Source organism: Pseudonocardia sp. (genome assembly GCF_050246655.1).
Taxonomy (GTDB): domain Bacteria; phylum Actinomycetota; class Actinomycetes; order Mycobacteriales; family Pseudonocardiaceae; genus Pseudonocardia.
This window is the reverse complement of sequence record NZ_JBFWVQ010000076.1, coordinates 1-20,786: the sequence shown is the minus strand read 5'-3', so window position 1 is coordinate 20,786 and position 20,786 is coordinate 1. Positions and strand designations below refer to the sequence as shown.

The window sequence follows — 20,786 nt, the reverse complement described above, 5'->3', positions numbered from 1 at the left end:
GTGCTCACCTCGTTCGGTCCGTGTCCTCGGTGGGAGCACGGCCGGGCCGGCGGGATCGCCGACCGGCCCGGCCGGCGGACTCAGTAGTTGAACTGGCCCACGTTGGCGTCGGTGATCGCCAGCGGCGGGCCGAGCAGCAGGGTCTTGCCGCCCGCGTCGTACTCGACGGCGGTCAGGTCGGGGCTCACCTCGTTGGTCGGGGCGAAGGGCTTGCCCTCCGCGATCTGTGCACCCGCCCAGGCCGTCAGGTAGCCGAGGTTCTCGACGTCCCACAGGATCGCCGCGGAGGAGGACTTCGCGTCCAGGTAGGGCTTCATCGACTGGGGCGTGCCCAGGCCGACGGTGAAGACCTCACCGACCCGCCCGGCGTCCTGCACGGCCTGCGCCACGCCAGGGGCGGACGAGGTGCACTCGCCGACGAGCCCGGTGAGGTCGGGGTGGGCGTTCATGAGGTCGGTGGCCATCTGGGTGGCCTTGGCCTGGTCCTCGCCGGCGTAGACGACGTCGACGATCTCGGCCTGCGGGTACTTCTGCGCGGTGTAGGCCTTCTGGACCTCGATCCAGGAGTTGAGGTTCTCGGCGGTCTGGCCGCAGGACACGATGGCGTACTTGCCGGTGCCGCCCATCGCCGTCAGCAGGGAGTCGGTGAGCGCCTCGCCGATGCCCTGGGCGGTGGCCTGGTTGACGAACACCTCACGCACCGAGCTCGGCGCGTCGGTGTCGGCGGTGGCGACATGGATGCCGGCGTCCTTGGCCTGCTGCAGCAGCGGGGCCATCGAGTCGGGGTCGTTCGGCGCGACGATGAGCGTGTCGACCTTCTGCTGGATGAACGACCGCACGATGTCGGCCTGTGCGGCGGCATCGGCCTGGGTGGGGCCCTGGTAGCGCCACTCGACGTTGCCGAGCGCCTCGGCGGCGGCCTGGCCGCCCGCGTTCATGGCCTCGAAGTAGGGCACGCCCTGCAGCTTCGGCACGAACGCGACGGTGATCTTGTCGTCCCCCGGGGCTGCGCCCGCGGCGCCTCCCTGGTCGGACTGGCCCTTCTGGGTGCACGCGGTGAGGGCGACGAGGGCGGCGGCCCCGATCGCGAGCGCTGCCGTCGTTCGGCGGAGAGGGCGCATGTGCGACTCCGTTGTCAGGTCGGCCCTCGCGGGGCCGGTGGATGGGCACGGTGTGGTGCGGGGATGCCGGGCCCGCTGCTGCGTGACCCGGCGTTGTGACGCAGGACGCTACGACGTCTTGAAAGGTTTCACAACCTCTCCGGCGTGATTTTCTTGGCTAGCTTCGGACTAGGCGAGAAGTCGCACTGGTACGTTTCAATCACCTGCGGCATGATGCCGAGGTCGGCACGAGCGAACGGAGCCACCGGTGGCAGGCACGCCGAGCATGAAGGACGTCGCCGCGCACGCGCGGGTCTCGCTGGGCACGGTCTCCAACGTGCTCAACCGGCCCGAGCGCGTCGCCGAGCGCACCCGCAAGCGCGTCCTCGCCGCCATCGACGAGCTCGGCTTCGTGCGCAACGAGTCCGCCCGCCAGCTGCGCGGCGGCAACAGCCGCACCCTCGCCTACGTCGCACTCGACACCGCCAACCCCTTCTTCACCGACGTCGAGCGCGGCGTCCAGGAGACCGCGGACGCCGCCGGGCTCGCCGTGTTCCTCTGCAACAGCGGCCAGGACCCGCGCCGCCAGGCCGCCTACCTGGACCTGCTCGAGGAGCAGCGCGTCGAGGGCGTGCTCATCACCCCGGTCGACCCGGCCGACGAGCGGCTGCTCGCGCTGCCCCGCCGCGGCACGCCCGTCGTGCTCGTCGACGCCCGCAGCGACCGGCACTGCTCGGTCGCCGTGGACGACGTCCTCGGCGGCGAGCTCGCCACCACGCACCTGTGGGAGATCGGGCACCGGCGCATCGCGTTCGTCGGCGGGCCGACGACGCTGCCCCAGGTCGCGGACCGGCTCACCGGCACCCGGAGTGCCCTCGCCCGGGCCGCGGCGGGCCCGGACGCGCTGACGGTGCTGGAGACGCACGCCCTGGATGTCGCCGAGGGCCGCCGCGCGGGCGAGCGGCTCGCGGGGCTGCCCGCGAGCCGGCGGCCGACGGCCGCGTTCTGCGCCAACGACCTGCTGGCGCTCGGCCTGCTGCAGCAGGCGATCCGGCTCGGCCTGCGGGTGCCGCAGGACCTCGCCATCGTCGGCTACGACGACATCGAGTACGCCGCCGCGGCCGCCGTCCCGCTCACCTCGGTCGCCCAACCGCGCCAGCTGCTGGGCCGGACGGCCGCCGGGATGCTGCTCGAGGAGGCGCGCGAGCCCGGAATGCACGAGCATCGTCAGGTGGTGTTCTCCCCCGAGCTGGTCGTGCGGGCCTCCACGCGGCTGCGGCCCTTCGGCGGTGTCGCAGGCGGTGTCGCAGGTGGTGTCGCATGAGGATCGCGCTCTTCGTCACCTGCCTCGCCGACGCTCTGTTCCCCGACGTCGGGCGGGCCACGGTGACGGTGCTGGAGCGGCTGGGTCACCGGGTGGAGTTCCCCGCCGCCCAGACGTGCTGCGGGCAGATGCACGTCAACACCGGCTACCTGCGCGAGGCGTTGGCGCTGGTGCGCCACCACGTCGAGGTGTTCGAGTCCTGCGACGTGGTCGTCGTGCCGTCGGGATCCTGCGCAGGCTCGGTGCGCCACCAGCACGCCATGGTCGCCCGCCGCGCCGGGGACGAGGCGCTGGCACGGCGGGCCGAGGCCGTCGCCGCCCGCACCTACGAGCTCTCCGAGCTGCTCGTGGACGTGCTCGGGGTCGAGGACGTGGGCGCGTACTACCCGCACCGCGTCACCTACCACCCCACCTGCCACTCGCTGCGGATGCTGCACGTCGGCGACCGGCCGCTGCGCCTGCTGCGCCGGGTCCGCGGCATGACGCTGCTGGAGCTGCCCGCTGCGGACCAGTGCTGCGGGTTCGGCGGCACGTTCGCGCTCAAGAACGCCGAGACGTCGACCGCGATGCTCGCCGACAAGATGCGCCACGTCCTCGACACCGGCGCGGAGGTCGCCACCGCGGGCGACTCGTCGTGCCTCATGCACATCGGCGGGGGCCTCACGCGGCTGCGGGCGGGCACCCGCACCGTGCACCTCGCCGAGATCCTCGCGTCCGAGGAGCGTGCGGCGTGACCACGTTCCTGGGCGTGCCCGCACCGCGCGGCGTCGGGCACCTGCGCGGCGCACGACCGTTCCCGGAAGCGGCGCACGACGCGCTGCAGGACGCGCAGCTGCGCGCCAACCTCGGCCACGCCACCCGCACCATCCGCACCAAGCGGGCCGCGGTCGTCGACGAGCTCGACGACTGGGAGGAGCTGCGGCGCGCGGGCGAGGCGATCAAGCGCGCCACGATGGCCCGCCTGGACGCCCACCTGGAGCGCCTGGAGCGCGAGGTCACGGCGCGCGGGGGCGCCGTGCACTGGGCCCGCGACGCGCACGAGGCGAACCGGATCGTCACCGGGCTGGTCGCGGCCACGGGCGAGCGCGAGGTCGTCAAGGTCAAGTCCATGGCCACCCAGGAGATCGGGCTCAACGAGGCACTCGAGGCCGCGGGGATCACCCCCTACGAGACCGACCTCGCCGAGCTCATCGTCCAGCTCGGCGGCGACCAGCCCAGCCACATCCTCGTACCGGCGATCCACCGCAACCGCGCCGAGATCCGCGAGATCTTCCTGCGCGAGATGCCGGACGTGGACCCCGCGCTCACCGCCGAGCCGCGGCGCCTGGCGATGGCGGCACGGGCCCACCTGCGCCGGCTCTTCCTCCGGGCGAAGGTCGCGATCTCCGGGGCCAACTTCGGCGTCGCGGAGACGGGCACGCTGCTCGTCGTCGAGTCCGAGGGCAACGGCCGGATGTGCCTCACCCTGCCGCAGACGCTGATCACCGTCATGGGGATCGAGAAGGTCGTGCCCACCTGGCGCGACCTGGAGGTGTTCCTGCAGCTGCTGCCCCGCTCCTCCACCGGGGAGCGGATGAACCCCTACACCTCGGCCTGGACGGGCGTCACCCCCGGCGACGGGCCCCAGGCGTTCCACCTCGTGCTGCTCGACAACGGCCGCACCGCCACCCTCGCCGACGAGGTCGGCCGCGACGCGCTGCACTGCATCAAGTGCTCGGCGTGCATGAACGTCTGCCCCGTCTACGAGCGCACCGGCGGGCACGCGTACGGCTCGGTCTACCCGGGCCCGATCGGCGCCGTGCTCTCCCCGCAGCTCACCGGCGTCGAGGACAACGCCACGCTGCCCTACGCGTCTTCACTGTGCGGGGCCTGCTTCGACGTCTGCCCCGTCCGGATCGACATCCCGTCGCTCCTGGTGCGGCTGCGCGCCGCCCACGTCGACGCCCGTCGCGGCGGCGTCCCCACCCCGGAGGCCGCCGCGATGGCCGCCGCCTCGTGGGTCATGGCCTCCCCCGGCCGGTTCGCCGCGGCGGGACGGGCCGCCCGCGCCGGGCGCCTGCTCGGGCGCGGGGGGCGCATCTCGGCGCTGCCGCCGCCGCTCTCGGCGTGGACGGCCACCCGCGACGCGCCCCGCCCACCCACAGAGACCTTCCGCGAGTGGTGGGCCAGGGAGCGCGGGTGATGAGCGCGCGGTCGGAGGTGCTCGCCCGGATCCGTGCGGCCAACGCAGCCGCAGGCACCAGCACAGGCGCCGCAGGCGGCACGGCCGCGCCCGAGCCCGCGCGCGGGTACCGCACCGCGGGCGAGCACCGCCCCGGCGCGCCCGCGCTGCTGGAGCTCCTGCGCGACCGGCTCGTCGACTACCGCGCCACCGTCCTCGACACCGACGGGGACGGGATCCCGGCCGCGGTCGCGCGGGCGCTCTCCGGCGTCACCGGGCCCGTGATCGTCCCCCCGGGCCTGCCCGCCGGCTGGTGTCCGGACGGCGTGCCCGACAGCGGCCAGAGCCCCGCCGAGCTGGACGGATTCGCCGCCGTCGTCACGGCCTGCGCCGCCGCGTGCGCCGAGACCGGCACCGTCGCGCTGGACGCCTCCCCGGACCAGGGGCGGCGTGCCCTCAGCCTCGTCCCGGACGTCCACGTGTGCGTGGTCCGGGCGGACCAGGTCGTCGCGACGGTGCCCGAGCTGCTCGCCCTGCTCACCCCGACGCGACCGACGACGCTGATCAGCGGCCCGTCGGCCACCAGCGACATCGAGCTGGAACGGGTCGAGGGCGTCCACGGGCCGCGCACGCTCGCCGTCGTCCTCGTGCACGGGGACCGAACCGTTCGCAGTACCCCCGCACGGGGGTAGCGCACAGCTGGCGGCAAATCCCGCACGAACGGGTGATCATCGCCCGCGACGCGGCCGGTGCGGCGCGGCGCCCGTCACCGTGCGCCCGGACAGCCGGCCAATGCCTTCACCCAGACGCGTGACGACACCGTCCGCGCGACTCGGCAGCGCGACAGCCCCGGAACGCCCGTCGTCGGGGGGCAGCAACCGGGCGGCGATCCGATCGTTTGCCGCCCCGACAGTCGCATGACGACCTGTTGCGCGTAACAGTTCCCGAGAGGACGCCGATGCCCGTCCACTGCCGTACCGCCACGAGGGCGACGACGAAGGGGAGGCCGGATCTCCGCGATCCGGGTCGCCGTCGCTTCCTGGGCTTCCTGGTCGCCGCCCCGACGCTCGCCGTCGCGGTCCGCGTCGGGTACGACCAGCTCTTCCCCACCACCGCCGCCGCCGCCGTTCCCTCCCCCCCGCAACCGGCGGACGTCTACGACCTGAGCGACGCGCTCACCGACTCCGCGGCCCCGACCGCGAACCTGATCTCGATCGTCGTCCACCCGGACGGCACCGTCTCGTTCGACCTCCCCCGCTCGGAGAACGGCCAGGGCGTCACCACCGCCGTCGCCATGATCATCGCGGAGGAGCTGGACCTCCCCGTCGAGCAGGTGAAGGTCACCCTCGCCGACGCCCGACCCGAGCTGGTGTTCAACCAGATCACCGGCGGCTCGAACACGATCCACGCGATGTACACCCCGATCCGGGTGGCCGCGGCGATCGCCAAGGGCCAGCTGCTGTCGGCGGCCGCTGCGCTCATGGAGGAGAACGTCAGCAGGCTGACCAGCCGCCAGGGCCTCATCACCGGCCCCGCCGGGACCGTCCTGTCCTACGGCGAGCTGGCGGGTCCCGCGGCGAGCTCGGAGAACCGCATGGTCGAGGCCCCGCCGCTGAAGGCCGAGTCCGAGTTCACGGTCGTCGGCACGCCGATCACCCGGATCGACGCCCGCGCGGCCGTCACCGGCACGAAGGTCTTCACGATGGACCTCGACGTGCCGGGGGCGAAGCCGACCATGATCTGCCGCCCGCCGACGATCCGTGGCTCGGTGAAGCGCATCCGCAACGCCGACGCGGTGGCGGGGATGTCCGGCGTGCACGGCGTGAAGAAGATCAGCACCGGCGTGGCCGTCGCCGCCGACACGTTCGGGCAGTGCATCGAGGCCGTCCGTGCGCTCGAGGTCGACTGGAACGCGGGTTCGGTCGCCCCCGAGAGCGACGCGACCGTGCTGGACAAGCTGCGGGCCGCCACGCTGCCGATCCCGCCGGACCTGCCCGGGGCGGAGTTCGTGCAGACCGAGTACGTCTTCGCGTTCCGCAGCGGCAGCCCGCTGGAGACCAACTGCGCGGTCGCGGACGTGCAGGCCGACAAGGCCGAGGTCTGGTCGCCGCTCAAGAACCCGATCACTGCGCAGGAGGAGATCGCGAAGCTCCTCGGCCTGCCCCTGACCTCGGTGACGGTGCACGTCACCGAGGGCGGCGGGTCCTTCGGGCGCCACCTGTTCAACGACCCGGCCAAGGAGGCCGCCGAGGCGTCGAAGGCGTTCGGCCACCCCGTCAAGCTGATGTGGCACCGCACCGACGACTCCCGCCACGGCCGCGTGCACCCGATGTGCACCTCGACGGTGAAGGCGGGCATCGTCGGCACCGACGTCGTGAGCTACCAGCAGAACCACACGAGCGTCGAGACCGACTACCGGCACGGCTTCGGCGACGCGATCTCCTCGCGCATCGTCAAGACCGGCGGGCCGCTCGCGAACCTCTCCGTCGCCCAGTCGATCTTCGAGCTCACCGCGAAGACCTCCTACAACTACGGCGTCACCGCCCAGTTGCTCAACGAGGTGCCGCTGGAGTTCAACACCAGTTCGGTGCGCAACGTCTACTCCCCCGACGTGCGCGTCGCCCAGGAGCTCACCACGGACCAGCTCGCCGCCAAGCTCGGCGAGGACCCGTACGAGTTCCGCCGGGCCCGCCTCAAGACCGACCTGCAGCGCAAGGTGCTGGACGAGGTCGCCGACGCGGGCGACTGGGGCCGGTCGCTGCCCGACGGGATGGCCCAGGGCATCGCGGTCCACGAGGAGTACAAGAACACGATGGCCGCGCTCGTCGAGATCGACTGCCGGCCCGCGACGGTCGACCGCGCGATCCGCCAGGGCCGCACCGGCCCGCGCGTGACCCGCGCGACCTACGTGCTCGTCCCCGGCAGGCTCTGCATCAACCCGAGCGGGATGAAGGCCCAGATCATGGGCGGGCTCGTGGACGCCATCGCCCAGGTCCTCACGGGCAGCCTGCACCTGCGCGACGGCATCCACCTCGAGGGCAGCTGGGACGACTACTTCTACACCCGGCAGTGGAACGTCCCGCCGGAGGTCGAGGTGATCATCCTGCCGCCGGACCCGAACGGCGAGGTCCCCGGCGGTGGCGAGGCCGGTGTCGCCGCGTCCGCGGCCGCGATCGCCTGCGCGTACGGCCGGGCCACCGGCACCGTGCCGACCTACTTCCCGATCAGCCACAACGACCCGCTGGGCTTCGAGGTCAAGTCGCTCGAACCGCCACTGCCGCCCGCGCCCACCGACGGCCTCGACCACACCTTCTAGGAGCACCCGTGCCGAACCACACCTTCACGCTGAACGGAAAGCGGGTCGACGTCGACTGCCCCGACGACGTGCGGCTGCTGTGGGTGCTGCGCGACCTGCTCGGCGTCAAGGGCCCGAAGTACGGCTGCGGCATCAACGTCTGCAAGGCATGCACCAGCCACATCAACGGCAAGGCCTTCAACCCGTGCGCCGTGCCCGTGGGCGCCATCGGCTCCGACGACGAGATCACCACGATCGAGGGCCTCGCCGACGGCGAGGGGCTGCATCCGATGCAGGAAGCCTGGCTGGAGATGGACGTCGCCCAGTGCGGCTACTGCCAGCCGGGCCAGATCATGGCGGCCGTGGCGCTGGTCCGGAAGGTCCAGCGCAACGGTGGCGACATCACCGACGACGACCTCGACACGTTGCGCAACATCTGCCGCTGCGGCACCTACCCGCGCATCCGGGAGGCGATCAAGGCTGCCGCCGCCAACATGTGACGGCTGTCCGGCTCCCCGCGGAACACCCCGCCCGGCCCCGCGCCCGGCGGGGTGTTCCGCGTCCTCGCCCGGCGACCGCCCCGTCCCTCAGGGCCTGGGATGGCGCCTGCCACGCACGTCCGCACCGGTCAGCTCGCCCCGGGCGACGCAGCGCAGCACGTCGCGGCGGCTCACGATGCCGACCAGCACACCGTCCTCGACGACGGGGACCGACCGCACCCCGCGGTCCAGCATCACCGCGACCAGGTCCGCCAGATCGTCGCCGGGTCCGGCGGTGACCGGCTGCGGGGTCATCACGGCCCCGACGGCCGCCTCGGGCAACCCCTCGACCGTCCAGCCGTCGGGGACGACCCGGCCCCGGACGAGGTCCGCCTCGGTGATGATGCCGGTCATCCGGCGGTCCGGGCCCACGACCGGCGCCGCGGTGAACCCGTGCGAGGCCAGCAGGGCCGCGGCCGCCTGCACCGGGGTGTCCGGCCGCACGGTGATCACCGGGCTCGTCATGACGTCGCGCACCCGCACGGTGCACCTCCTCTCGTCGGGGCGGCCCGTCAGGGGCCGTCGAGCTCGATCAGGACGGTCCGCAGGTCGGTGCCGAACCGGCGGACCGCACGCGCGTGGCTCGGGTGCCCGAACCCGTCCAGGCGGGCCTGCGGGTCGTCGTCGGCGACCAGGCGCGCGGTGCCGGTCCGCCAGCGTCCGCCGGTGAACACCCGCACGCGGGGCTGCGCGATGAGGTTGGCGACCCAGCCGGCGTGCGGGCCCTGCTCGGCGACCACCCAGACGTCGCGGCCCTGGATCCCGGCGCCGACGACGGAGCGCCTGCGCCGCCCGGTCTGCCGACCGGTGGTCTCGAGCAGCACGTGCCCCGGGACGAGCCCGAGCCGCACGGCCACCCGCATCGGCGGGTTGAGCAGGTACCGCTGCAGCCGGCGGACCCGCCGCCGGCGATCCGCGACCGTCACAGCAGCGGCGCTGCCAGCATCGGGTCGAACCCGGCGTCCTCGGCCTGCTCGGCCTGCTCCTCCTGTGCCGCGGCGGGCCGCGGTGCGTGCACGACGGTCACCGGGCAGCGGGCGTGCAGCACGGTCTGCAGGCTCACCGAACCGAGCATCATGCTGGCGAACCCGCCGTGACCGCGGCTGCCCACGACGAGCAGCTCGGCCCCCGCGGACTCGGCGACGAGCGTCCGGGCCGGCAGGCCCGCAACGGCCTCGACCGCCACCGACGGCGGGGCAGGCTCGCCGGCCAGGCCGGCACGCACGTCGTCCACCATGGCCTGGGCCGCGACGCGGACCTTCTCGGTGGTCTCACCGTGCTCGGCGAGGTCGGTGCCGACGCTCGTCTCCAGCCAGATCTGCGTGTACTCCGGGGGGCTGTAGGCGGCCACGACCCGCAGCGGGACGCCGCGGCGCGCCGCATCGCGGTAGGCGAACTCCAGCGCGGCGCGCGACGGCACCGACCCGTCCACGCCGACGACGACCCCGCCGGGGCGGGCCTCCTGCGCGTCCATGACGACTCCTCCTGTCGGATAGCCGGTCGGCCACCGGCCGGCACCTCCGACGGTCCCCCCGCGCCGGGCTCGGTGGCAGGGGCCAACGACCCCGCACCGGCGGGGCGACCGGCTCGCCCCGCGGCGCGTAACGTCCCCGCCGATCCCGAGGAGGTAGCGATGGGCGAGCCCGCGGGGGCGGTCCTGGTGCACGGGTTGTGGCACGACGGGGGGTGCTGGGATGCGGTGCGCACCGCGCTCGACGAGCGCGGCATCACGTCGACCGCCGCCGAGCTGCCGCTCACCGGCCTGGAGGCGGACACGGCGGCCACCCGCGCGGCGATCGACGCCGTCGGCGGGCCCGTGGTGCTCCTGGGGCACTCGTACGGGGGTGCCGTCGTCACCGGTGCCGGGACGCATCCGCTGGTGCGCGAACTGGTGTACGTCGCGGCGTTCCAGCTCGACGAGGGCGAGTCGGTGAGCCGTGCCGTTCCCGGGGAGGAGTTCCCGCCGACCCGGCTCGGCGACGCGCTGCGGATCGACGGGGCGCAGGTCGCCCTCGACCCCGCGCTCGTCGGCGAGCTGCTCTACCAGGACGTGGCGCCGGAGATCGCGGCCCGGGCGGCGCAGCACCTGCGCCCGGTGGACCGGTCGGTGTTCCGCGGCGTGCCCGCGCAGATCGCGTGGCGCACCGTGGAGTCGACGTACGTGGTGTGCGCGCAGGACCGCGCGGTGCACCCGGAGCTGCAGCGGGCGATGGCACGGCGGGCGACCCGCACCGTCGAGTGGGAGTGCGGGCACTTCCCCCTGCTGTCGCGCCCGGACGAGCTGGCGGACCTCGTGGCCGCGCGGGCGCGGGCCGCTGCCTGACCACCACAATGATCACCACCTTCATGATCACCACTGCAGGTGCAGGACGCTCGGATGCGAGCGCGATGTACCGGTCGCGGTGACCATGGACGAGTCAGGATGGCCTGCGATGAGGTTCACCTACGAGGCATTGCCGATGCGGGTGGTGTTCGGCGCGGGGTCGGCGGCCGCGCTCGGCGACGAGATGGCCCGGCTGGGGCTGCACCGCGTGCTCGTCCTCTGCACGCCAGGGCAGGTCGCCACCGCGAACCGGGTGGTGGACCCGCTCGGCGACCGGGTCGCCGGCGTGTTCCCCGGCGCGCGGATGCACGTTCCCGCCGAGGTGGCGGACGCCGCCTCGGGGCGGGCCGCGGAGCTGGGCGCGGACGGGTGCATCGCCGTCGGCGGCGGGTCGACGATCGGGTTGGGCAAAGCGGTGGCGCTGCGCCACGGCCTGCCCGTGATCGCCGTCCCGACGACGTTCGCCGGATCGGAGATGACGCCGATCTGGGGCCTCACCGACGGCGGGATCAAGCGCACCGGCCGCGACGCCACCGTGCTGCCGCGCAGCGTCGTCTACGACCCGGACCTCGTGTCATCGCTGCCGCCGCGGCTCGCCGTCACCAGCGGGTTCAACGCGATGGCGCACGCCGTCGAAGGGCTCTACGCCCCGGACGCCTCGCCGGTCGTGTCGCTGATGGCGCAGGAGGGGGTGCGGCTCCTGGTGGACGCGCTGCCCGGGATCGCCGCCGGTGCGGATTCCTGGGACGCGGCGCTGCGCGGGGCGTGGCTGTGCGGCGCGGTGCTCGGCGCCACGACGATGTCGTTGCACCACAAGCTCTGCCACGTCCTCGGCGGGACGTTCGACCTGCCGCACGCGGACGTGCACACCGTCGTCCTCACGCACGTCGCGGCCTACAACCTGCCCTGGGCGCCGGCAGCGGACGCCGCGCTGCAGCGGGTGCTCGGCCCGGACCCGGCGGGTGCGCTCTGGGACCTCGCCGCCCACCTCGGGGCGCCGACGTCGCTCGCCGCGCTCGGGATGGCGGACGGCGGCCTGCCCGAGGTGGTCCGGCAGGTGCTCGCCGTGCCGTACGCGAACCCGCGGCCGGTGGTGGCGGGCGAGGTCGCGGCGCTGCTCGCCGCCGCGCAGGCCGGGAAGCGCCCCGGCACCTACGCCAGCTCGAACACCGCTGCGAGGCCCTGACCGCCGCCGATGCACATCGTCTCGATGCCGTAGCGGGCCCCGCGGCGCACCATCTCGCGGGCGAGCGTGGCGAGTATCCGCGCACCGGTGGCCCCGACGGGATGGCCCAGCGAGATCCCCGAGCCGTGCACGTTCAGCCGTTCCAGGTCGCCGTCGCCGAACTTCCACTCGCGCAGCACGGCGAGCACCTGGGCGGCGAACGCCTCGTTCAGCTCGACGAGGTCGACGTCGGCAAGCGTCAACCGGGCGCGTTCCAGCGCCAGCGCCGTGGCCGGGACGGGGCCGATGCCCATCGTCGCGGGCGGCACCCCGGCGACGGCCCACGACACCAGCCGCACCAGCGGCTGCAGGCCCAGCTCCTCCGCGCGTTCCCTGGTCGTGACGACGCACAGCGCCGCGCCGTCGTTCTGGCCGGAGGCGTTGCCCGCGGTGACGGTCGCCTCCGGGTCCTCCGCGAGCCGGACGGGGCGCAGCGTCGCGAGCTTCTCCGCGGTCGTCCCGGGGCGGATGTGCTCGTCGCGGTCCACCACGGTGTCGCCCTTCCGACCGGGCACCGTCACCGCGACGATCTCCTCGGTGAACAGCCCGGCCTCCTGCGCGGCGGCCGCGCGGGCGTGGGAGCGCACGGCGAGCGCGTCCTGCTCGTCGCGGCCGATGCGGTACTCGCGGCGGAGGTTCTCCGCGGTCTCGAGCATCCCGCCGGGCACGGGGAAGCGCTCGCCGCCCGCCGTGACCCGCCCGCGGGACAGGGAGTCGTGCAGCAGCACGCCGGGGCCCGCCTTGGTGCCCCACCGCATGTCGACGGAGTAGAACGGCGCCGACGACATCGACTCCGCGCCGCCCGCGAGCGCGACGTCGCTGATCCCGGCCCGCACCTGCAGCGCCGCGGTGAGCACGGCCTGCAGGCCCGAGCCGCAGCGGCGGTCCACCTGCTGCCCGGTGACCGTCACCGGCAGCCCGGCGTCCAGCGCGACGACCCGGCCGATCGCCGGGGCCTCCGGCGTCACGTAGGACTGGCCGAGGATGACCTCGTCGACGGCGTCCGGGGCGAGGCCGCTGCGCTCGAGGATCGCGCGGACGACGGTGGTGGCGAGGGTGTGCGCGGGCACGGTGCGCAGGGCGCCGCCGAACCCGCCCACGGGGGTGCGCAGCGGTGCACAGATCACGACGTCACTGGCGGCGGGTGCGGTCATGGTTCGAGGACATCATCCGGCACGCCCGGACGTCCATATCGCGTCGGTCGCTTCACAGACCGAAGGGGCATGCCAGAGGCGTACGGTGGCCGTAAGTCAGATGTCTGTCTTACGAGGTGACCATGCCGGGTGCCGCCCCGCCGCAGTCCCGACCCCGGCCACGATCGCGCCGTGAGCAGGCCGAGGCCACCCGCGCGCTGCTGCTGCGCACCGCCGAACGGCTCTTCGCCGAGCGTGGCCTGGCCGGGGTGTCGAACCGCCAGATCGTCGAGGCGGCGGGGCAGGCCAACAACTCCGCGCTGGCCTACCACATCGGCACCCGCACGGACCTCGTCCGCGCCATCGTCGGCGCGCACACCGCCGACATCGCCCGCCGCACGCAGGAGCGCGTCGAGGCCGCCCGCGGCTCCACGCACCCGCGCGACCACGTCGCGAGCCTCGTCCTGCCCTTCACCGAGCACCTCGCGGGGCTCGGCAACCCCAGCTGGTACGCCCGCTTCCTCGCCCAGCTGTCGACCGACCCCGCCCTGAGCACCGAGATCCACGCCGAGCTGCGGCTCACCCCGCACTTCCAGGAGGGCCTCGCGGCGGCGTGGTCGCACGCGCCGGATCTCCCGACGCCGCAAGCCGAGCTGCGCAGCCGGATGGTGCGCCTGGCGATCGTCCACACCTGCGCCGAGCAGGAACGCGCCGCCGCCACCACCGGCGTCGCCGCGGACTGGACACTCGTCGGCCACGCCCTCACCGACGCCGTCACCGGCCTCCTGCTCGCCCCCCGCCGATCCCCCGCCGCGGACCCGTCGTGACCGGTACCGGCACCGAGCGGCCCACCGCGCAGGCCACCGCGCGGCCGAGCACACCTGCCGCGCCACCCGCTCGCCCGGGCAGCGCGCCTGCCACGGACCGGCAGGGCGGCTGGGTGCTGCCGATGTGCGTCCTCATCGTCGGCACCTTCATGTCGGTGCTCGACGCGAGCATCGTCAACGTCGCCATCCCGACGATGCAGATCGAGCTGGGCGCGACGGCCGAGAGCATCGCGTGGGTCGTCACCGGCTACAGCCTCGCGCTCGGCGTGGTCGTGCCGCTCTCCGGATGGCTGGGCCTGCGGATGGGACAGACGACGCTCTACATCGTCTGCCTCGCCGGGTTCGCGCTCGCCTCGGCGCTGTGCGGGCTCGCCTGGAACCTCGGCAGCATCGTCGGCTTCCGCATCCTGCAGGCCGTCCCCGGCGGCATCCTGCCGGTGGTCACGCTGACGATGGTCTACCAGCTCGTTCCCAGGGAACGCATCGGCGCCGCGATGGGCCTCTACGGACTCGGCGTGATCGTCGCGCCGGCGATCGGGCCCACGCTCGGCGGCTGGCTCGTCGACCAGGTGGACTGGCGGCTGATCTTCTTCATCAACGTCCCGATCGGGGTGCTGGGCGCGGTGGCCGCGCTCGCCGTCTTCCCGCGGGTACGGCCGACGAACTGGCCACGGCTCGACATCGGGGGGTTCGTCACCTCGGCATACGGGCTGTTCGCGCTCCTGCTCGCGTTCTCCAAGGGCGAGGACTGGGGCTGGACGGGCTACCGCGTGCTCATCCTGCTCGTCTCGGGCCTGCTCTCCCTCGCGCTCTTCGTCGTGATCGAGCTGGAGGTCGACCATCCCCTCATCGACCTGCGGGTCCTCCGGACGTGGCCGTACACGCTGTCGCTGATCCTCCTCGCCATCGCGATGACGGCGCTGTTCACCGGGCTCTACTTCATCCCGCAGTACCTGCAGCTGGTGCAGCACGAGACGGCGTTGGAGTCGGGGCTCACGCTGCTGCCCGCCGCGCTCGTGATGGTGGTGCTCATGCCGCTCGCGGGGCGGATCTACGACGCCATCGGACCGCGATGGCCGGTCGTGGCGGGACTCCTGGTCATCGCCTACGGCTCCTACCTGCTCGCCGGGATGACGACGGCGACCCCGCGTGGCGACATCGAGCTGTGGATGGCGATCCGCAACTGCGGGATCGGCCTGGCGATGATGCCGATGATGACGGCCGGCGTGTCGGCGCTGCGGGCAGAGCTCACGCCGTCGGGCAGCGCGATGAACAACATCGTGCAGCGCGTCGTCGGCGCGGTGTCGGTGGCGATCTTCGGGGCGCTCAACGTCGCGGCGCAGGCGCAGCTCACCAGCGACTGGAGCGGCCTGCTGCACAGCGGCGCCGACGCCCTGCCGCAGGTCGCGGCGGAGCGGGCGCACGGTGCGGCGGGGCTGCTGCCGATGTACGAGCAGCTGGAGGCGGCGGCCGCGACCGTCACCTACGACAACGGGTTCTTCGTGAGCGCGATCCTCGCGGTGATCGGGGCGGCGCTCGCGCTGATGCTCCGCAGCGGCAAGCCCGCGCCCGCCGGCGGGCAGGGTCCTGTAGAGGTGTGACGCCGGGCGCACCGGCGCGGCTCCCGGGAGGGCGGGCCACCCGGGAGCCGCTGAGCCCGGACGGGTCAGGTCACCAGTGCCGCATCCAGCGTGATGTCCACTCCCGTGAGGGCCTTGCTGACCGGGCAGCCCGCCTTCGCGGCCTCGGCCGCCTTGGCGAACCCGTCCGCGTCCAGGCCCTCGACCTCGCCGCGCAGGGTCAGCGCGATGCCGGTCAGCCGGAACCCGCCGGCCGGGTCCGGGCCGAGGGAGACGTCCGCCGTCACCTCCAGGGCCTGTGGCGTGCCACCGGCCTCGGCGATCAGCGCGGAGAGCTGCATCGCGAAGCACGACGAGTGCGCTGCCGCGATCAGCTCCTCGGGGCTCGTCGTGCCGTCGGCATCGTCGGCGGCCCGCTTCGGGAAGGACACCTCGTACGTGCCGATGCCCGAGCTCGTCAGTTCGACCTGACCGGAGCCGTCTTGCAGGCCCCCGGTCCATTCCGTACGGGCGGTGCGAGTCGGCATCGCCGCTCCTTTACGTCGTCCGGCTGGATCGAGCACATCGAACCGCGAGTTCGGGCGGTCCGCCACCTCCACCACCGCCCGGGTCCCGGCGCGCCGAGAGGAACACCAGCGGGGTCGCCGGGCCGCACCACCCCGCTGACGTTCACCTCGACCGCGCGGCCAGCGCACGGCCACGCCAGGTCCAGCCAGAACGCCGTCCGGGCGGCGAGGTCCTGCACGACCCACTGCACGTGCGGCCGCGGCAGCCCGGCCGCGACGACCAGGAGCCGCATCCGGGTCGCCATCGGCGAACCGGCGAAACGCTCGGCGCGGGCCAGCACCTCGGCGAGCCGCGCGACACCGCGACGGCCGCGGTAGCGGGCCCCGAAGTTCAGCAGCAGGTCCGGAGGGAACCGGTGCCGGTTGGCGAGCCGGTCGACCGCGACGACGGCCTCGTCGGGATCGAGGCTGCGGGCGAGGTCGAACGCCGTCCGCAGGGGCGTCGTCACCCGCACGTCGCCGACGCACGTGATCTCACCAGGGTGCAGCAGGCCGCGGCGTACGAGCACGCCCGGGTGGCACCGCTGCCCAGCCAGAGGAACACGAGCGGGGTCCGGAGCGCCCGCGACCCCGCTGGTGTTCACCTCGGACGTCCTACCGCGGCGCGACCGCGCCCGGCAGGTGGTTGCCGTCGATCCCGAGCGCCCGCATCTTGCGGTAGAGGGTCGAGCGGGCGATGCCCAGCCGCTCGGCCGCGGCCAGCTTGTTCCCGCCGGTCTCGGCGAGTGCCTCCATCACGACGTCGCGCTCGGCGCGCCGCAGCGACGAGCACCCGCTGCGGTCGCGGGCGGAGCGGTACTCGGCGGGCAGGTGCTCGAGGCCGATGTCCGAGCCCATGCTGCGCAGCGCCGCCGTGGCGAGCACCGCCTCGAGCTCGCGCACGTTGCCGGGCCAGTCCAGGCCGGTGAGGGTGCGCAGGGTGGCAGGTCGCAGCCGCGGCACCGGGCGGTGCCGGGTGCGCGCGGCGAGCAGCAGCGGCGCGAGATCGGCGATGTCCTCGGTGCGGTAGCGCAGCGGCGGCACCGTGATCGAGACCGGGAAGTGGTCGAGGATCCGCGACGCGGGGCCGTCGCCGCCGCGCGTGCGCGCGGTCGCGATCACCCGGGACGGCACGGCGTTCTCCCCGATGCCGTCCACGATGCCCTCCACCCGCGCCGCCACCGCGGGGAGGAGCTGGTCGAGGTGGCGCAGCACCACGGTGCCGCGGGCGAGCGCCGCGATGAGCGCGGCCATCCACGCGGCGGGATCGTCGTGGGCGGTGAGGGCGTCGAGCACCGTCGGCTTGGGCCCGCCGGCGCCCACGCGAGCGCACAGGACGTGCACGGCGACCTGCAGCTTCCCGCTCCCTGCCTCCCCGCACACGAGCAGCGGGCCCGCGGCGCGCAGGGCGGCGTCGACGTCGGCCCGCAGCCGCTCGGCGGCGAGGCTGCGACCGGGCAGCGCCGTGGCGTGATCCGTCTCGGCACACCGGTCCCCCGACGGCCTGCGGGTCACCGTCACCCGCCGCGCCGGGCGGGACTCGCGTGCCCGGGGACGCAGCTCGACCAGCACCCCCGCCATCGCACCGCGCTCGCCCACCCGCGTCGCGCGGGCCTGCACGACGACGTCGCGGGCGAGGCGGATCTCGCTCACGCACTCGTCGCGCGCACCGAGCATGCGGCACGCCCAGTCCCAGAGCATCGCCTGGTCGGAGGTGTCCAGCAGCGTCGAGGCCGCCGTGTTCGCCATGACGACGTCCTCGTTGAGCGACAGCACCGCCGCCGAGGAACCGCGGCCCGCGCGCAGGAAGTGCTCCAGCAGCATCTGCTCGCGCCGCGACGCGTCCGCGTAGATCCGCGACTCGATCTCGCGCACCGCCGCCAGCACCAGGGGCTTGAGCAGCTCGTGGGAGTCGCCGACCCGGCACGTCACGTCCAGGACGCCCTCGACGGCCCCGGTGATCGGATGGCGCACCGGCGAGCCGATGCACGTGAACTCCTGCAGGTTGTCGCGGAAGTGCTCCGAGCCGGACACGACGAACGGCCTGCGCTCCTCCAGGGCGCTGCCGATGCCGTTGGTGCCGGCGAACTCCTCGGCGTAGAGGAAGCCCGGGGAGACCAGCGCCCGGTCCAGGGCGTCGCCCAGCTCACGACCGTCGGCCCGGCGGTCGATGATGCGCGCCTCGGAGTCGGCCAGCAGGATGGAGACCGAACCGCCGCCGAGCTGGCCGGCGAGCCGGTCGATGACCGGCCCGGCCGCCCGCAGCAGCCGCTGCGGGCGTTCCACCTCGGGGCGGTAGGGCAGGTCCTCGCTGGTGGGCGCGATGCCCACGACCTGGCAGCGACGCCACGACGACAGGATCTCGGTGCGGAACGCCCGGAACCGCTCGTCGTCGGGGTCCGGCCCGCCGTCGAGGATCCGCTCCCGCGCCTCGCGCAGCGTGTGTCTCGCGCTCGACCACACGGCCGCCTCCTCATCCTCGACGAGGCCAGGTGTTCCATGGTAGGCGCGCCTGCGGCGCCGACTGTCCGAAAACGCGACACGACCCGCGCTGTCGCGAACTCGGACAGTGGACGAGGTCACGTCGCGCCCACACTTCCGCCGCCTGAGCAGCGGAAGGAGCGCGACCAATGACCACTACCGAGACCGAGCTCGACGTCCTCGTCGTCGGGGCCGGGTTCGCCGGGATCTACCAGCTGGACCGGCTGCGCGACCTCGGACATTCCGTCCAGGTGATCGAGGCCGGGTCCGGCCTCGGCGGGATCTGGTACTGGAACTGCTACCCCGGCGCCCGCGTCGACACCGAGGGCCCGCTCTACCAGTTCTCCTACAAGGACCTGTGGCGCGACTGGGAGTTCTCGCAGCTCTACCCCGGCTGGCGGGAGGTGCGCGAGTACTTCGCCTACGTCGACGACCGGCTCGGGATCTCGAAGGACGTGCGGTTCGACACGCGGGTCGAGTCGGCGGAGTTCGACGACGCCCGCAACCAGTGGGTCGTCCGCGCCTCCGACGGCACGACGACCCGGGCCACCTACCTCGTGCCCTGCCTCGGGTTCGCGTCCAAGCCGTACATCCCGCCGATCCCGGGGCTCGACTCGTTCCGCGGGCCCTGCCACCACACCGGGCTCTGGCCGCAGGAGGGCGTGGACCTCGCCGGCAGGCGTGTCGCCGTCATCGGGACGGGTGCGAGCGGCGTCCAGGTCATCCAGGAGGCGGCGGGCGAGGCCGCCGAGGTGGTGGTGTTCCAGCGCACGCCGAACCTCGCGATGCCGATGGGGCAGCGCACGCTCACCGCCGCCGACTGGGTGGAGATCAAGGAGGGCCTGCCCGCGCGGTTCGCGAGCCGCGCCGAGACGTTCGCCGGGTTCGACTTCGACTTCATGCCGATCAACGCCGTCGACGTGAGCGACGAGGAGCGCACCGCGGGCTACGAGAAGCTGTGGGCGGCGGGCGGCTTCCGGTTCTGGCTCGCCGTCTACCAGGACACGCTGTTCGACCAGCGCTCCAACGACTACGCCTACGCGTTCTGGCGCGACAAGGTGCGCGCCCGCATCGCCGACCCGCGGCTCGCCGAGAAACTCGCGCCGACCGACCCGATCCACCCCTTCGGCGTGAAGCGCCCCTCGCTGGAGCAGAACTTCTACGACGTGTTCAACCAGGACAACGTCGACCTCGTCGACCTCCGCGAGACCCCGATCGAGGCGATCACCGAGCGCGGCATCCGCACGGCCGACGGCACCGAGCGGGAGTTCGACGTCATCGTGCTCGCCACCGGCTTCGACTCGGTCTCCGGGGGGCTCACCCGGATGGACCTGCGCGGCACCGACGGCAGGCTGCTGCGCGACAAGTGGGCCGACGGCGTCGCCGCGCACCTGGGCATCGCCACGTCCGGCTTCCCGAACATGCTGTTCCTCTACGGCCCGCAGAGCCCCTCGGGGTTCTGCAACGGCCCTACCTGCGCCGAGATCCAGGGGGAGATGATCGTCGAGACCGTCGACCACCTGCTGCGCCGCGGCGGCCCCCGCTTCGAGGCGGCGCCCGAGGCCGACGAGGCGTGGAGCACGCACATCGCGGAGCTGGTGGCGCCGACGCTGTTCCCCCTGGCCAAGTCCTGGTACATGGGCGCGAACATCCCGGGCAAGGCCGTCCAGAGCCTCAACTACCCCGGCGGGCTCCCGCTCTACCGGCAGAAGTACGCCGAGTGCCGCGACGGCGGGTACGCGGGCTTCCGCATCACCGACGTGCCCGCGGCGGCCGGGAGCGCCCGGTGAGCGTGACGCTGCGCGGGGTGACGCTCGGCCACATGGGCCTGGACCTGTCGCTGCTGTCGAACAGGCCCGCCAACGTCGGGGTCCACTACCGGTGCCCGGCGATCGCCTACATCGTCGAGACCCCGCAGGGCCGCATCCTCTGGGAGACCGGGATCTCCGCGCGGGCGGGCGAGGAGTGGCTGCAGGAGTGGCAGGACGTGGTGAGCATCGACGAACTCACCCCGGAGGCCCACGTCGAGCGGCAGCTGGCGGCGCTGGGCCTGGGCCCCGACGACTTCCGCTACGTCGTGCTGGGGCACATGCACACCGACCATGCGGGGGGCCTGCGGCTGTTCGAGGACGCCGGCGCGGAGATCGTCGTCCACGAGCGGGAGTACGCCCACATCACGGCCATGACGGAGGCCGCGGACTTCTTCAACCCGGTGGACTGGGCGTTCCTCGGCGACCGGGTGCCCACCCTGGC

At 73.7% G+C, this 20,786-nt stretch carries 20 protein-coding genes; 12 read left to right on the top strand and 8 right to left on the bottom strand.

Going from position 1 to position 20,786, the window contains the following annotated elements; all coding sequences use genetic code 11:
* Positions 1-80 precede the first annotated feature (80 nt).
* Positions 81-1,121: an autoinducer 2 ABC transporter substrate-binding protein gene (locus tag AB7J25_RS21245; RefSeq protein WP_428511346.1), complete on the bottom strand. Its 1,041-nt coding sequence runs from the start codon at positions 1,119-1,121 to the stop codon at positions 81-83.
* A gap of 265 nt (positions 1,122-1,386) precedes the next feature.
* On the opposite strand from AB7J25_RS21245, the gene AB7J25_RS21240 reads away from it, so the two are divergent.
* The 6 genes from AB7J25_RS21240 to AB7J25_RS21215 all read left to right on the top strand — a co-directional run bounded on the left by AB7J25_RS21240 (position 1,387) and on the right by AB7J25_RS21215 (position 8,380).
* Positions 1,387-2,424, top strand: coding sequence for a LacI family DNA-binding transcriptional regulator (locus AB7J25_RS21240; RefSeq protein WP_428511353.1), 1,038 nt, complete (start codon positions 1,387-1,389; stop codon positions 2,422-2,424).
* Positions 2,421-3,158, top strand: a complete 738-nt coding sequence (locus AB7J25_RS21235; protein ID WP_428511345.1) for a (Fe-S)-binding protein — start codon at positions 2,421-2,423, stop codon at positions 3,156-3,158. The genes AB7J25_RS21240 and AB7J25_RS21235 overlap by 4 nt, the downstream gene beginning before the upstream one ends.
* Positions 3,155-4,606 carry a LutB/LldF family L-lactate oxidation iron-sulfur protein gene (locus AB7J25_RS21230; protein WP_428511344.1) on the top strand — a complete coding sequence of 484 codons (1,452 nt, stop codon included), beginning with the start codon at positions 3,155-3,157 and terminating at the stop codon, positions 4,604-4,606. Before AB7J25_RS21235 ends, AB7J25_RS21230 begins: the two co-directional genes overlap by 4 nt.
* Positions 4,606-5,277 (top strand): LutC/YkgG family protein, encoded by a 672-nt coding sequence (locus tag AB7J25_RS21225; protein WP_428511343.1) that lies wholly within the window; start codon positions 4,606-4,608, stop codon positions 5,275-5,277. The genes AB7J25_RS21230 and AB7J25_RS21225 overlap by 1 nt, the downstream gene beginning before the upstream one ends.
* 266 nt (positions 5,278-5,543) lie before the next feature.
* Complete coding sequence (locus AB7J25_RS21220) at positions 5,544-7,901, top strand: molybdopterin cofactor-binding domain-containing protein (protein ID WP_428511342.1); 2,358 nt, start codon at positions 5,544-5,546, stop codon at positions 7,899-7,901.
* 8 nt (positions 7,902-7,909) lie between these two features.
* Positions 7,910-8,380 (top strand): (2Fe-2S)-binding protein, encoded by a 471-nt coding sequence (locus AB7J25_RS21215; RefSeq protein WP_428511341.1) that lies wholly within the window; start codon positions 7,910-7,912, stop codon positions 8,378-8,380.
* Between the two features lie 87 nt (positions 8,381-8,467).
* On the opposite strand, the gene AB7J25_RS21210 is transcribed toward AB7J25_RS21215, so the two are convergent.
* The 3 genes from AB7J25_RS21210 to AB7J25_RS21200 are packed head-to-tail and all read right to left on the bottom strand — an operon-like array spanning position 8,468 to position 9,893.
* Complete coding sequence (locus AB7J25_RS21210) at positions 8,468-8,902, bottom strand: CBS domain-containing protein (RefSeq protein ID WP_428511340.1); 435 nt, start codon at positions 8,900-8,902, stop codon at positions 8,468-8,470.
* Positions 8,903-8,931: 29 nt separating this feature from the next.
* Positions 8,932-9,345 carry a nitroreductase/quinone reductase family protein gene (locus AB7J25_RS21205; RefSeq protein ID WP_428511339.1) on the bottom strand — a complete coding sequence of 138 codons (414 nt, stop codon included), beginning with the start codon at positions 9,343-9,345 and terminating at the stop codon, positions 8,932-8,934.
* A complete protein-coding gene (locus tag AB7J25_RS21200; RefSeq protein ID WP_428511338.1) occupies positions 9,342-9,893 on the bottom strand; it encodes a universal stress protein in 552 nt (183 codons plus the stop codon). Before AB7J25_RS21200 ends, AB7J25_RS21205 begins: the two co-directional genes overlap by 4 nt.
* A gap of 159 nt (positions 9,894-10,052) precedes the next feature.
* On the opposite strand from AB7J25_RS21200, the gene AB7J25_RS21195 reads away from it, so the two are divergent.
* Together AB7J25_RS21195 and AB7J25_RS21190 are read left to right on the top strand one after the other, a co-directional pair.
* Complete coding sequence (locus tag AB7J25_RS21195) at positions 10,053-10,742, top strand: alpha/beta fold hydrolase (protein ID WP_428511337.1); 690 nt, start codon at positions 10,053-10,055, stop codon at positions 10,740-10,742.
* A gap of 109 nt (positions 10,743-10,851) precedes the next feature.
* Positions 10,852-11,928, top strand: coding sequence for a maleylacetate reductase (locus AB7J25_RS21190; protein WP_428511336.1), 1,077 nt, complete (start codon positions 10,852-10,854; stop codon positions 11,926-11,928).
* Here AB7J25_RS21190 and AB7J25_RS21185 read toward each other — a convergent pair.
* Positions 11,895-13,121, bottom strand: a complete 1,227-nt coding sequence (locus tag AB7J25_RS21185; RefSeq protein WP_428511335.1) for an acetyl-CoA C-acetyltransferase — start codon at positions 13,119-13,121, stop codon at positions 11,895-11,897. The genes AB7J25_RS21190 and AB7J25_RS21185 overlap by 34 nt on opposite strands.
* A gap of 122 nt (positions 13,122-13,243) precedes the next feature.
* Here AB7J25_RS21185 and AB7J25_RS21180 point away from each other — a divergent pair, with 122 nt between their 5' ends.
* Positions 13,244-13,927, top strand: a complete 684-nt coding sequence (locus AB7J25_RS21180; RefSeq protein ID WP_428511334.1) for a TetR/AcrR family transcriptional regulator — start codon at positions 13,244-13,246, stop codon at positions 13,925-13,927.
* On the top strand, positions 13,924-15,528 hold the full coding sequence (locus AB7J25_RS21175) for a DHA2 family efflux MFS transporter permease subunit (RefSeq protein ID WP_428511333.1): 1,605 nt from the start codon (positions 13,924-13,926) through the stop codon (positions 15,526-15,528). The genes AB7J25_RS21180 and AB7J25_RS21175 overlap by 4 nt, the downstream gene beginning before the upstream one ends.
* A 65-nt stretch (positions 15,529-15,593) precedes the next feature.
* Here AB7J25_RS21175 and AB7J25_RS21170 read toward each other — a convergent pair whose 3' ends face one another.
* The 3 genes from AB7J25_RS21170 to AB7J25_RS21160 form a co-directional block, all read right to left on the bottom strand.
* Positions 15,594-16,034, bottom strand: coding sequence for an OsmC family peroxiredoxin (locus AB7J25_RS21170; RefSeq protein WP_428511332.1), 441 nt, complete (start codon positions 16,032-16,034; stop codon positions 15,594-15,596).
* The gene (locus AB7J25_RS21165; protein WP_428511331.1) at positions 15,965-16,582 is read right to left on the bottom strand and encodes a hypothetical protein; all 618 of its coding nucleotides are present in this window, start codon (positions 16,580-16,582) and stop codon (positions 15,965-15,967) included. The genes AB7J25_RS21170 and AB7J25_RS21165 overlap by 70 nt, the downstream gene beginning before the upstream one ends.
* An 85-nt stretch (positions 16,583-16,667) precedes the next feature.
* Entirely contained in the window at positions 16,668-18,515 is a 1,848-nt protein-coding gene (locus AB7J25_RS21160) for a sigma-54-dependent Fis family transcriptional regulator (protein WP_428511330.1), read from the bottom strand.
* A 167-nt stretch (positions 18,516-18,682) separates the two neighbouring features.
* Between AB7J25_RS21160 and AB7J25_RS21155 the strand changes: the two genes are divergently transcribed.
* Together AB7J25_RS21155 and AB7J25_RS21150 are read left to right on the top strand one after the other, a co-directional pair.
* On the top strand, positions 18,683-20,323 hold the full coding sequence (locus AB7J25_RS21155) for a flavin-containing monooxygenase (RefSeq protein WP_428511329.1): 1,641 nt from the start codon (positions 18,683-18,685) through the stop codon (positions 20,321-20,323).
* The coding region (locus tag AB7J25_RS21150; RefSeq protein ID WP_428511328.1) for an MBL fold metallo-hydrolase at positions 20,320-20,786 on the top strand (467 nt) is incomplete at its 3' end. The genes AB7J25_RS21155 and AB7J25_RS21150, both read left to right, overlap by 4 nt.